Here is a 13,022-nt window from a genome sequence, read left to right as displayed (position 1 = left end):
TTTAATGTCTTCACTGAAATGAACGTGGAAGGGGAAGGACCTTCCGCAGGCACGGCTCATAGCCGCACCTGCGGGGCCATACGGACGCATTAAGCTACCGGTTCTTCAACCGCGTTAACCGCCTCGCGTCCAATGCTATAATAAGTAAAGCCGTGCTCTCTCATGGTGTTTAGCTCATAAAGGTTGCGGCCGTCGAAAACGACTTTTTCTTTCAGGAGCTTACCCATTTTGGCGAAGTCCGGGGTACGGAACTGCGGCCACTCTGTGAAGATCATCAGCGCATCGGCGTCATCGAGCGCTGCGTATGCCGTATGGCAATAGGTGATGTCGGGGATTTGTCTTTTTACATTCTCCATCGCCTCAGGATCGTAGGCTGTCACCTTCGCGCCTGCTGCGAGCAGCGCCTCGATGTTTTCGAGCGCCGGAGCTTCGCGGATATCGTCCGTGTAAGGCTTAAACGCAAGGCCCCAAACGGCGATTGTTTTGCCCGCCAGGCTACCCTGGAAGTAATCTTCCACGATCGGTAATAATTTCTTCTTCTGGTCGGCATTCACCGCCATCACCGATTTCAAAGTGCGGAAATCGTAGCCATAATCTCTGGATGTCTTAGCAAGCGCCTGCACGTCCTTAGGGAAGCAACTGCCGCCATAACCGATACCAGCAAAGAGGAAGCGTTTTCCAATGCGACTGTCAGTTCCGATACCGCGACGGATGTCGTCCACGTTCGCGCCAACTCGTTCGCAAAGGTTTGCTATTTCGTTCATGAAAGTGATTTTCAATGCAAGGAACGAGTTCGCTGCATATTTGGTCATCTCGGCTGAGCGCTCATCCATGAAAATCACCGGGTTGCCCTGGCGCACCAATGGCGCGTACAATTGTTCCATCACTTTCTTCGCACGGTCCGAAGTCGTTCCTACCACTACGCGGTCGGGCTTCATGAAGTCTTCCACCGCGACTCCTTCACGAAGGAATTCCGGATTGGAAACTACGTCAAAATCCACAGTAGCATTTTGGGCAATCGCCGCACGGACTTTTTCGGCAGTCCCTACGGGAACAGTGCTTTTGTCGACGATCACCGCGTAGTCTTTCAGGATCGGACCGAGGTCGTTGGCCACACCGAGAATGTATTTAAGATCGGCAGAACCGTCCTCATCCGGCGGCGTAGGAAGCGCCAGAAAAATCACTTCCGCGCCTTCAATACCTTCCACGATACTGGTAGTGAATTTCAAACGGTCCTCAGCAATGTTACGATCGAACAATACATCCAGACCTGGTTCGTAGATGGGAATCTCTCCCTTTTGCATTCTGGCTACTTTGTTGACATCAATATCAACACAGGTAACCTGGTTTCCTGTTTCAGCAAAACAAGTTCCAGTAACTAGTCCAACATAGCCGGTTCCGATAACAGCGATTTTCATAACGCAAAAAAATAACGTTGAGTAAATTGATTAGATTATAATTATTCCCTGATGTTGTTGATAAAACTTAACTGAATATCTACCAACAACGCTCTACTAAAATAATACTCTTTAAAGATATTCCAAATTACTTCTACCAAGTACTACGAAATGTCTAATGGATTCCCCGAGAAGGGATATTACCTATCATTTCCCGGGGGTTTTGTGGGTTAGTTCATACCAACAAGCTTTTTCAGCCTGCTGCCTTTTTCGGATTTCTCTTCTTTGTAGTAACCATAGCCATAGCCACCGTAGCCGTAGCCATAGCCGTAGCCGATTCCATAGTTCACACCGTTGAAGATGATAGACAGGTTCTGGAAGCGGCGTGCTTTGTGCAGCTCACCAATGCGTTTCAGATGGTCGAGCAACGTGTAGTTGAAGCGAACGATATACAATGTAGCATCCACGTGCTCGGCGATCAGCGCAGAGTCGGTCACAAGACCGAACGGTGGTGAGTCGATCAGAATGTAGTCGTACTCCTTGCGAAGCTCGGCGAGCATAACCGGCAACCGTCCGTTACTCAAAAGCTCCGACGGGTTTGGCGGGATCGGGCCGCTGGTCAGAACGTGGAATTTAGGATGGACGTCGGTCTGCTGGATGTAATCCTCGTAGTTGCCTTGCCCGATGAGGCAGTTCGAAGCCCCTGTTTTGTTGGGCAGGGACAGACGTTCGTGCAAGGTAGGCTTGCGTAAATCAAGACCAATCAGCAACACTTTTTTATCCGAATATGCCAAACTCGCAGCCAGGTTCACACTCACGAAGCTTTTTCCTTCTCCACCGATCGACGAAGTAAACATCAGAATGCGGCAATTGCCATCTCCGAGGTATTGTAAATTGGTACGCAGCGCACGGAATTGCTCCGCAACGGCGGTGCGGCTGGTCATTTTAATGATATTATCATCTGCAGGCGCTCCCGCAGGAGTATTCATCTGCCCTACTTCACCGAGGATCGACGAATGCGTTACCTTTTCAATTTCCTCCCGGCGCTGAACTGTGTTATTCAGCATGAAAAGCAGATTGATTAGCAACACGGGAACCGCGATCCCTCCTACCAGTGAACCTAGCCAGATAAATGCACGCTTTGGTTTAATCGGCTGGAAGCTGGTTACCGGTGCGTCGATCAGGCGGCTATCCGAAACGGTAGCAGCATAACCCAGCGCGGTTTCCTCCCTTTTTTGTAACAGATAAAGATACAGTTCTTCTTTGATCGACTGCTGACGCTTAATGCCAACAAACTCACGCTCCTTTTTGGGGATCGCACGCAGACCTGCGGAGAAACGGTTGTTGATACCTTCGAGGTTACGCTTTGTTACAGCCATTCCCCGCTTCAAGTTTTGCACGTTCTCGCGGATCGACTGACGAGTACCCTCCAATTGCGTGTTGATCGTTTCCAGCAACGGGTTTTTCGTCGTTGTCGTACGTGCGTAACGCTCCCGCTGCAGTTCCAATTCGTTGAAACGGGTCAGCAAGGATACCAACACAGGGTCGTCAATCATATATGTGGCAGGCGCAACGGCACCTTCACCTGCATTCTGGATGTAGTTATCGACACTTTCGAGGATACTGAGTTTGGTGTTCACCTCGTTCAACTGCGCGTCGTTCTCTTTAATGTTTTCCAAAAAAAGTTTGGATTCCGAGCTAATGTCGGTAATACCTGCATTGGTTTTGTAAGATTCTACATTCTTCTCTACGTCCCCCAATTCCTCGGTAATGAGGCCCAGGCGATTCTCGATGAATTTCAGCGTGTTACTCGCTTCGGTATTTTTATCGTTCAGTGACGCTTGTACATATACATCCAGCAATTTGTTCAATACGTCTTTCGAGCGCTGAACGTCGGTATCCTCGTAAGTGAGTTCGAGAACCGTACTTTTGATATTCGGCTGCGTGATAGACAATCGGCCCAGGATCGCCTCAGCAAGAGCCTTCACGTCACTGAAATGCACTTTAATGTCGGTGTATTCCGAATCTTTACCTCTGTTGATTACAAAAGCGCCCCAGGCGTTGTTGAAGCGCTGGCCTACCTGGAACACTTCATCCTCGTCATTGAACCGAAAATGCGTACTGTCCACCATATGGATCGTCAGCGGCTCTTCCAATCCCAACGGAGTTATCACCTCGGCCGTGAGCGTAATCGGGCTTCTTTTATACAAATTCACCGTCCGCAAGCCATCTTTCGAGGTATAGGAAACGTCCAGACCGAGCTCCTTGATCACCTGCTCCATAAGCGTCTGGGATTTCAGGATTTCCAACTCATTCTCCACCACCTTATTACCACCGAATTCCGAGCTCATTTCAGTCAGAATGTCGCCTTGCGAACCTCCGATGCTTTTCTCTTCCTTGATGAGAATGCTTGATTTGGTGCTATAAACCGGCTGTGTAATTTGCAGGTAGAAGAATGCGCCAGTAAGGGCCAGGACAATAAATATCGGGAAAAGATACCAATATCTGAAATACCGATTTATGTATTCCATAAGGTTAAACTCTTCCTCCTCTTCCTCCAAAAAGGACGGTTGCACTCCATTCATTTTATCGATCATAACAGTTGAGTATAATAAGTGTCTACTGAAACTAATTCAGGCACTGAAATTCTATTTGGTGATATTAATGATCAGGATACCCAGCGTACCGATGGCGGCTACGATAGAGGTAATGATCGGCACGAGCTGTACATTCCGGTCCGTTGCATTGATCTTTGTTTTGATCGGCTCGACGTAAATAATGTCGTTTTTGTGAAGGTAATAATAGGGAGAGCTAAGAACATCCCGGCTGGTAAGGTCTATTCTTGCATATTCGCGTTTGCCGTTTTCTTCACGGATAATCATCACGTTCTCACGCTTTCCATAGATGGTGAGATCACCAGCAAGACTGAGCACCTCGGGCAACGTAATTTTCTCGTCCGGAATCACGTATATAGACGGGCGGGCCACCTCGCCCAGCACCGATACCTTAAAATTCAGGTTACGGACTATCACGCTCGGCTCTTTCAGGTAACTGGACAGGCGGGTGCGAATGGTGTCCGCAGCGTCGATCGTGCGCAGGCCGCCAATTTTCACCTTTCCCACCATTGGCATTTCGATGCTACCGTCCGCGTCAACCAGATACCCGAGAGGTTGTACACGCGCACCGCCACCCGTTGTTGAATAGTTGGTAGTCGCAGTTGTAAATGAGTTCGGAGTGTTAAATATCTCGTTAGCTTCGGCGTTCAAACTGCCCACCACGATCGAAAGAATGTCGTTGGGCTGGATAACCGGCGTATACTTCTGAGTAATTTCCTGTGCCGTGTAGCGAAGCGAGTCACCTTGAAAATATACAATTGACTTATTCGAGATACAAGAAGAAAAAGCGCTGATAAAAACGATTCCCAGCACTAGGGAGTGCAAAAAATAACGAACGGGTAATTTTTGTAATGTGTTCATGTATTGACGTTGAGTAAGAATGATTACGTAAATCAGAGCACGAATATAATTCATTGTTTTGTTATAAAAAACACCTTTTTAACGGGTTTATTTTAACTTACACCTAAAAACATTCGAACAACCTGCTTAAAAATACGGATAAACGCAGTAAAAAGACTCTCTATTTGGCTCAATAATATATTTGATGTCGTTGTAGAATTTCATTCCAGGTTTAATCCTACTCTTCCATCAGTTTCAGATTTTGGAATCTGTATTTTTTCAGCCAGCCCTTTTTGTCTGTCCTATTAATTAAATCCAAATGTGCTGGCTTGTGTGCATCGGTCCCTACATATGTAATCAGGCCGTTATTCAGCAGCCAATCCGCCATCTTGTGTACGTTCTCACCGTAGTAGTTTCCGAGCGACAGAATATTCACCTGCAACTCGCAACCCTGATCGCACAGCTTCTTGAATATCGACGTATCCTGATAGAAATACGTATAGCGCTCGGGATGAGCCAGAACCGGGCGATAACCTTTTGCAACTATTTGGAACAACGTTTCGGAGGTGTTCATCAGCTTGGTCGAATAAGGAAGCTCGACCAGCAACCTGTTGCCTGGTAATGTAAGTAATTCACCGCCTGTGTTAAGCAATTCCACAAAGTGTTCGTCGATAAAATATTCAGCCGCGGCATTAATATCCATATCGATTCCCGCATTCAAGGCTGCCACTCGAACGTCATTGATGCCATCACGGATAATTTGTGGCGTATTGCGGTAACAATCCCACATAACATGAGGCGTCGCAAAAATCCGGCGATAACCGAGACTATACATTTTACGCAGCATTACCAGCGAGTCTTCTATGGTTTCAACACCATCGTCGATCCCCGGAATCAGGTGAGAGTGCAAATCCATTCCTATCAGGGAAAGGTCCGTTTCCTCTTTTTTCTTCTTATCGAATAACCAGTTGAGCATATGAAAATACGACCGCAGACGATCCGACAGAGGAATAAAACCAGTCGGTTTTGCGGACCGCAGTTTGTTACTTAGTACAAAGTTGGATAAAATTAAGACAAAACAATTGAAAGTTGTACATTTCTGTGCTCAAAACGGCAAATAATTTTGTCAAAGTTCAAAATTGGATTTTTTCCCTACATCCCTGTAATCAATTCTTAACAGAATGTTCACAAACGCTTTTCTTCGTATTGTAGATCTCCCACCCCGGTTTCGGCAAACTCCGGCCGTAAAAAAAGCCTGCCCGCCGGGCAGCACTTCTGGAACCGGTACAGCGTGACTGTCGGGACGAATACCAGGTAAATTCCAGCCAATCGCTTCAAAAACCCATTCCATTCTCAAAATTCCTACTTAACTCGCTGAATTACCCTTCATAATATTCCTGCTTTGGCTGGGCATTATGACCTTATACAGTCTACTGTACAAGGAAATCGACTGTCACAAATTATGTTACCTTTGGTGAAAATATGCTACAAAGTATCATTGTGAATGTAGTAGCAATACACCGCAGGTTGTGGTATTAAACCGCAATTGGCTTTTCCGTTTCACCTGCGACACGTTGGTACAATTTTTGGATAACCGGCAATCCCGGCCCGAATCTAAACCGGATTCACACCGAACATCAACCGTTCAGAATCCGCCCCAACCAAATAGAACAAAAAAAAGTAGTAATAGTTATATAATAAAAATTTTACTGCCCAGTAGCGTCTATTCGACTATTTTCAAAATTTATACGAGCTACGTATTGAAATATTTAAAGATTAGTCGTAGACTTGTGCAACGGGACAAAGGAAGTTGCCGCGGAACCGCCCACAATGCGTCGAAGCCAACTTTTACCGAACATCATACTCAACGTTATAATTATGAAAAATCACTATCCTGGGCTTCTGCCTAAGGTGCACCTTTGGGTGGATGTAGCCTTATTGAACGTATCGTTCTTCTTTGCGTATGTCTTCCGGTTTGACAACAGCGTAACCACGGTATTCGAAAATCAGTACATAAACCTGCTACTGATGGCGAACTTGATGTGGATATTCACTATTTACCTGTTCAAGACCTACCGCTTCACCAGGCTATCCTATCATTTCAACACGCAGATCGGTAACTTCCTGAAAGCGGTGATTGTGCACGCAGCGGTAATGATGGCGTTCCTTTATCTTACCAAACAGGGAGAGGAATATTCCCGAACGCAATTCCTGCTTACTTACGGGCTGTTCGTTGTGCTTTCGGTTACTTCTCGCGCCGCGTCCGTATTGTTTTTAAAAGTATACCGCCAGGCCGGGTACAACTACAATCGATACGGCATCGTAGGTAAAGGCGACCTGGCTGCGCTGATCCGGGAATTTTACGCCGAACGCAAAGAACTAGGCTACCGTTTTTCCGGATCAATCGACCCAGCTTCTGAGAAAAGTCCGATAGAATCGCTTGAAACAATGGTCAGAGAAAAGCGTCTCGACTATCTGTATTGCTGCCTTTCGGAAATGAATGATGAGCAGGTGAAGGAGGTCATCCGTCTGGGCGAACGCCATCGGACGCATATCCGCCTGGTACCTGACTTCCGTGGCTTTATGACCAATATGGCTACGATCGAGTACCACGACATGTACCCCATTATCCAGATCAACACCAAGCCGTTTTCAAGTCTGAACGAGCAGACTGTAAAACGTGCATTCGACTTGATATTCTCCATCATTGTGATGATTCTTGGCGCACCGGTATTCTTCCTGGTATGGGCGGCGATCAAGATTACTTCGCCGGGACCCGTGTTCTTCAAACAGCAGCGGTCGGGCCGCTGGGGCGAGCCGTTCTATATCTACAAGTTCCGCAGTATGCGCGTGGACGCCGATAAAATGGGCTTACAGCACTCCAAAGGCGACGACGATCCGCGTATTACGCCGATAGGCCGTATACTGAGGAAGTCACGCCTCGACGAGTTGCCGCAGTTCATCAATGTATTGAAAGGTGAAATGTCGGTTGTGGGCCCGCGCCCATTGTACAAATATGACGTGGACATGCTTATGGAAGCTGCTCCCCACGATTTTCAGCGCCTTTTGACGGTTAAACCCGGCATTACTTCCATCGGCCAGATCAACGTAGGTTATGCCGATACAGTTGCCAAGAATGTTGAGCGTCTCAAATATGATCTTCAATATCTGAAATCTTACAGTGTTTTCGACGACGTCCAACTGATTTTCAGAACCGTTCAGGTAATGGTTCTAGGGCGCGGTCAGTAGCATTTCTATGACAGTATCCATATTTTAATGTAACACAAAAGGCGCCAATGGCGCTTTTTGTGTTTGTACACCGTCGATTTTCCCGGGGCACGCTTTTTTATATGTAGAATAAATTCTATTTTTGAGTAACAAAAAGTGTTATACGCATTTAGAATTTATAAAGGAGAGATGAGAAGGGTTTTACGTATTTTAGCATTCGTATGCGTGCTCCTGACCGGGATGGACAGCCTGCATGCGCAAAGACGGAGGATATTTACCGACCGCACGGCTTTCGGGAAGGTTACTTATCCCAGTACTGCCGTTGTCACCGCCAATATGGTCGACGGCTATGTGAAAGTTACCGGCAGCAATCGATTTATTTTTCCAACCAGCGACAATTCGGTGTATCGCCCATTTGCGGCGAGCGCAGACGGAACAACAGGGGCCTATTTCTCGGCTAATCCGGCCGTAGCCATTACATCAAGTCACAAGGGAGGCAACTATCCTCCGCTTCCCACAGGTGCCCCGTTTTCACCCACGAGTAAAGACGCTAACATCGGCAAAGTCTCGCCCCAGGAATATTGGGATATTAACGGCACAACTGCTACGAAAATCACGCTATCATGGCACCTGGAAAGCGGTATGTCTTCACTTGCACCGGGTGGGAATCTTAGCAAGGTTTACATCATTGGCTGGAATGGATCCAGATGGGTAAAAATCCCATCCACAGTCGACCCGATATCGTTATTTGGCGGCGCCAGCTACATTAGCGTAGGATCGATGACGACCAACGCTGCGATCGTGCCGAACACTTATCTGGCTTATACATTCGGGGTCGATCTTTCCTCGACCCGCGAAATGGCGCCAGGCGCCGACAGCCTGTTGGTCGCAGCAAACGGAACCGAAATACTGAAACCAGGGAGCAGTTCGGCGGATGAAGCAAACGCTGCGGTGTATCCCAACCCGGCGCGTGACAGGATTTTTGTTCGCAATGGCCGGCGCATAAAACAGGTGTCGGTTGTCGACATGCGCGGCCGGAGCGTTATATCAGTTAACCGGAACTACGAGAAAGGCATCAATGTAAACGACCTGCCAGCAGGTGTTTACCTGGTGAGTATCGAAGACGATAAAGGCAAAATCACTTCCCGCAAAATAATAATTAATAAATAATACCTGCTTCCCTGAGGCATTCTTTAAATTTGCAAACAACGTATTTCAATAAATACTCAATGAGAATACTCGTATTAGGTGCCTCAGGCCAGTTGGGAAGCTGCCTTAAAAAAAACTCAGCGGAACGTAACATTACCGACATCTCCTTCCCCTCGGAAGAGAACGCCAACATCCTCGACAAAGAACAGCTCGATAAACTTTTTACGGCTGAGAAACCGCAGTTCATTATCAACTGTGCTGCCTATACGGCTGTCGATAAAGCCGAGGACGACGTGGATACCTGTCGGAAAGTCAATCGCGACGGCGCTGCGTATATTGCCGAGGTATGTAAAAAACATCAGGCAACACTAATCCACATTTCAACCGACTTCGTTTTCAAAGGTGACACTCCCAAATTACTCTCCGAAACCGACCCTGCCGAGCCTGAAAATATCTACGGACTGACCAAGCTGGAGGGCGAGGCAGCGATCACCGAGATTTTGCCCGAGCATTTTACCATCCGTACGAGCTGGCTCTATTCTGAATTCGGCAACAACTTTGTTAAAACCATGCTGCGCCTTGGTCGCGAGCGCGAGCAATTGGGCGTGATCGTCGACCAGGTGGGCTCTCCTACTTACGCGATCGATCTGGCCAATGTGATTTTGGATATTACCGAATCCGGTAGCACATCCTATGGTATTTACCATTATAGCAACGAAGGCGTTACTTCGTGGTATGATTTCGCCAAAGCGGTATTCGACCTGAGCGAAACGACTGTGAAGCTCAATCCGGTTAAAACCTCGGAATATGTCACGCGCGCAGTCCGCCCCGCTTATTCGGTGATGGATAAGTCCAAGATCAAAAACACTTTCGGCATCGGAATTCCTTACTGGCGCGACAGTCTGGGCGTCTGTATAGATCGCCTGGTAAATGAAACGGTAAGCTAGTTGCCTTACCTGCTCACCGTAAATTCATAACTGCCCGAGCCCGCCTCGACAACCACGCAGCTATCTTCTTTTCGAAGGCCTTTTACCGTCGTGGAGGCAGATAGCTGCTGTCCATTTACAAGCACCTTCGCATCCGCGCCCGCGGGTATATATATACGCGCGAACGTGTTCACGGGCACGGTCACTTTCACTGTCAGTATACCGCCTTTCTTGCTCCATTCAGAAATAATGGTACCGCTAATCGTGCGCAGTGAGGCTTTTAGGTGATTGATCCCATCGCTACCCATACCGTCTGGGGCAATTTCTGGCCGGATGTCAAACGTCTCGAAACCAGGTTTGGTCATCACGATGCCCGCCGCATTACCAAACATCCATTCGCACACAGCCCCAAACGCGTAGTGGCTGAACGAGTTCATGGCTGCATTGTACTTAAAGCCATCCTCTTTGGTGAAGCTGTCCCACCGCTCCCAGATCGTGGTAGAGCCGTTTTCAACCTCAAATCCCCAGGATGGGAATTCTTTGCTCAAAAATAGTTTGTAAGCAAGGTCCGAGCGGCCCGTGGCCGAAAGCGCCGGAAGCAGCGGCTTTGCACCCAGAAAACCGGTAGCTAGCTTATCGCCGTTCTCTTTCAGCAATTCGGCCAGGTACGCCCCTGCTTTGACGCGGTCCGAGGGATCGATAATATCCATGTAAATGGCATTGGCATAGGCTGTCTGGGTGTGTCCGGTAAAACCCAGGGAACCGTCCACATAACCGGCTCCATTGCCATAAGCTTTATCATTACATTTGAAACGCCCCTGCTGATCGACATAATGCTCGCGGATCGCCTCCCGTACTTTCCTACCCGTTTCGCTAAACCGCTGTTGATCCTTTGCATTGCCGATCGCCGCTGCCATTTCAGCCATCAGATCGGCGCAGTAGGCATAGTAAAAAGAGGCGAGCATGTCCGGCGGGGTTTTCTTGCCAAATGAAAGCCAGTCCCCGAAGCCTCCTTTCGGATCGATGTCGGTAAATGCATTCTCTTTGAAGAGGTAGGACCCTTTGCTTCTGGTATCAAGAAAATCCATGAACCGCACCATATCAGCCCAGCCGTTATGGATCATGCGGGTATCGTCGTAAGTCTTGTAAATCTGGTACGGACAGATAATGCCGGCCTCCATCCATCCCGGCGAAAAAGTATCAGTTTTGCGAAGGTTCGGTCGCGGTGCGTAAAGCGGATAAGCACCGTTTTCGTATTGACCGTCGTTCAGATCGACCACCCATTTGGTGAAAAACGAAGCCACGTCCCGGTTGAATGTCGCCGATTTCACATACACCTGCGCATCGCCCGTCCAGCCTATCCGCTCATCGCGCTGTGGGCAGTCGGTGGGAATATCTATATAATTGGCACGCTGCGTCCAGTCGATATTGCTGTAAAGCTGGTTAACCATCGCATTGTCGGTTTCAAATGCGCCGACCTTTGGTGTATCCGAGCCGATGACAAGCCCCGTTAGCGTTTCATCCGTCGGCGCATTTCTCAACCCGGCTACCTCCACATACTGAAACCCGTGAAATGTGAACTTGGGCTCCCAGGTCTCGCCAGCCGGGTCGCCTTTTAATATATAAGTATCAGTAGCGCGGGCCATTCGCAGGTTTTCGGTCATTAGCCGGCCATCAGGATAAAGCTTTTCACCAAAACGCAGACGGATCGTGTCGCCAGCATGACCCTTTACATGCAGCCTGACAATGCCCGCGTAGTTCTGCCCCATATCAAAAATGTAGGTCCCATTGCCGCGGTCATTCCGGCTTACCGCCTTTAACGTCTGGGTAACTCTCACCGGCGGACCGGGATATACCTGTATTTTCCGCTCCGATTTGTCGGGAAAAGCCTGGGGATTTTTCCAGCTAGCGTCATCAAAACCAGCTATATTCCAGCCCTTTTGCTCCAAACGTGCATCATAAGTTTCCCCATTGAGCAAATCCGATTCCAGCAGCGCTCCCTGGCTTGCTTTCCAGGTCTGGTCAGTGACGAAGGTTTCTGTCTTCCCATCCTGGTACTCTACTTCCAATTGCGCCTTCAGCAATGGCACTTTCCCGTAAAATGCGCGCACCACCGGGTTTTGAACTAATAATGAATAGCCCAGATAACCCGCATACCAGCCATAAGACAGCTGCGAGGCCAATGCATTTTTACCGGCTTTCAAATCGGCCGTCACATCGTAGGTCTGGTAATAAACCCGCTTGTCATAATCCGTCCAGCCGGGCGTCAGAAATGCGTCGCCGGTCTTTTTACCATTAATACTAAACTCATACAGGCCCAATGCGGTAACATATAGCCGTGCTTTCCTAACCCCGCCGCGGATCGTTACTTCCTTGCGCAGATAGGGAGCAGGAGGCAGATGGTACACTTTACCCTTACCCAAATGGTCCAGGTCCAGGCCAATCCATGCGGCTTTCCATTCCGATTTATCCAGCAGCCCCATCTCCCATTGCGAGGGCTTGCTCCATTCACCTACTGTACCATTTTTATCCCAGCTCCGCACCTTCCAATAGCAAACCGTGCGCGATTCGAGCGGCTTTCCCGCATATTCGATCTGAGAAGTTTGGCGACCGGCTATTTTCCCGGAATTCCACAAATCGGCGTTTTTCTCTGTGAGCTTTTCAACAGAAGAGGCAACCAGAATCTGGTAGGCAGTTTGTACCTGATTGTTTTCATCTGCCGACAGCTCCCAGCTCAAGCGCGGGCGAAGGACATCCGTTACTGGTGATTCTTTGTATTCGCAGCGAAGGTAAGCTGGCACTACCCCCTTTGCGCTTGCCGTAAGGATAGTTAATACCAGCATAACCGAGAGCATATTTCTTTTCAT

At 48.3% G+C, this 13,022-nt stretch carries 8 protein-coding genes; 3 read left to right on the top strand and 5 right to left on the bottom strand.

Going from position 1 to position 13,022, the window contains the following annotated elements:
• Nucleotides 1–89 precede the first annotated feature (89 nt).
• From ACQ4MZ_RS13645 to ACQ4MZ_RS13630, 4 genes are all read right to left on the bottom strand, one after another.
• Complete coding sequence (locus ACQ4MZ_RS13645) at nucleotides 90–1,418, bottom strand: UDP-glucose dehydrogenase family protein (protein WP_430845624.1); 1,329 nt, start codon at nucleotides 1,416–1,418, stop codon at nucleotides 90–92.
• 209 nt (nucleotides 1,419–1,627) lie between these two features.
• Nucleotides 1,628–3,982, bottom strand: coding sequence for a GumC family protein (locus tag ACQ4MZ_RS13640; protein WP_430846406.1), 2,355 nt, complete (start codon nucleotides 3,980–3,982; stop codon nucleotides 1,628–1,630).
• Nucleotides 3,983–4,045: 63 nt separating this feature from the next.
• Nucleotides 4,046–4,873 carry a polysaccharide biosynthesis/export family protein gene (locus ACQ4MZ_RS13635; protein ID WP_430845623.1) on the bottom strand — a complete coding sequence of 276 codons (828 nt, stop codon included), beginning with the start codon at nucleotides 4,871–4,873 and terminating at the stop codon, nucleotides 4,046–4,048.
• A 217-nt stretch (nucleotides 4,874–5,090) separates the two neighbouring features.
• Entirely contained in the window at nucleotides 5,091–5,828 is a 738-nt protein-coding gene (locus ACQ4MZ_RS13630; protein WP_430845622.1) for a tyrosine-protein phosphatase, read from the bottom strand.
• A gap of 902 nt (nucleotides 5,829–6,730) precedes the next feature.
• Here ACQ4MZ_RS13630 and ACQ4MZ_RS13625 point away from each other — a divergent pair.
• From ACQ4MZ_RS13625 to rfbD, 3 genes are all read left to right on the top strand, one after another.
• Nucleotides 6,731–8,101, top strand: a complete 1,371-nt coding sequence (locus ACQ4MZ_RS13625; protein ID WP_430845621.1) for a sugar transferase — start codon at nucleotides 6,731–6,733, stop codon at nucleotides 8,099–8,101.
• A gap of 168 nt (nucleotides 8,102–8,269) precedes the next feature.
• A complete protein-coding gene (locus ACQ4MZ_RS13620) occupies nucleotides 8,270–9,250 on the top strand; it encodes a T9SS type A sorting domain-containing protein (protein ID WP_430845620.1) in 981 nt (326 codons plus the stop codon).
• A 59-nt stretch (nucleotides 9,251–9,309) separates the two neighbouring features.
• Entirely contained in the window at nucleotides 9,310–10,176 is an 867-nt protein-coding gene (gene rfbD / locus ACQ4MZ_RS13615) for a dTDP-4-dehydrorhamnose reductase (protein ID WP_430845619.1), read from the top strand.
• Nucleotides 10,177–10,181: 5 nt separating this feature from the next.
• Here the strand turns inward: rfbD and ACQ4MZ_RS13610 are convergent, their stop codons facing one another.
• Nucleotides 10,182–13,022, bottom strand: coding sequence for a family 78 glycoside hydrolase catalytic domain (locus ACQ4MZ_RS13610; RefSeq protein WP_430845618.1), 2,841 nt, complete (start codon nucleotides 13,020–13,022; stop codon nucleotides 10,182–10,184).

The sequence above is a fragment of the Dyadobacter sp. BHUBP1 genome (assembly GCF_050587785.1).
Lineage (GTDB): Bacteria > Bacteroidota > Bacteroidia > Cytophagales > Spirosomataceae > Dyadobacter.
Note: the sequence above shows the minus strand (reverse complement) of the source record. Positions and strands in the feature narration are given on the sequence as shown.

Bases quoted from the DNA above. Each gene is read 5' to 3' on its own strand.
- ACQ4MZ_RS13645 (WP_430845624.1), bottom strand. From the start codon at position 1,418: ATGAAAATCGCTGTTATCGGAACCGGCTATGTTGGACTAGTTACTGGA.
- ACQ4MZ_RS13640 (WP_430846406.1), bottom strand. From the start codon at position 3,982: ATGAATGGAGTGCAACCGTCCTTTTTGGAGGAAGAGGAGGAAGAGTTT.
- ACQ4MZ_RS13635 (WP_430845623.1), bottom strand. From the start codon at position 4,873: ATGAACACATTACAAAAATTACCCGTTCGTTATTTTTTGCACTCCCTA.
- ACQ4MZ_RS13630 (WP_430845622.1), bottom strand. From the start codon at position 5,828: ATGCTCAACTGGTTATTCGATAAGAAGAAAAAAGAGGAAACGGACCTT.
- ACQ4MZ_RS13625 (WP_430845621.1), top strand. From the start codon at position 6,731: ATGAAAAATCACTATCCTGGGCTTCTGCCTAAGGTGCACCTTTGGGTG.
- ACQ4MZ_RS13620 (WP_430845620.1), top strand. From the start codon at position 8,270: ATGAGAAGGGTTTTACGTATTTTAGCATTCGTATGCGTGCTCCTGACC.
- rfbD (WP_430845619.1), top strand. From the start codon at position 9,310: ATGAGAATACTCGTATTAGGTGCCTCAGGCCAGTTGGGAAGCTGCCTT.
- ACQ4MZ_RS13610 (WP_430845618.1), bottom strand. From the start codon at position 13,022: ATGAAAAGAAATATGCTCTCGGTTATGCTGGTATTAACTATCCTTACG.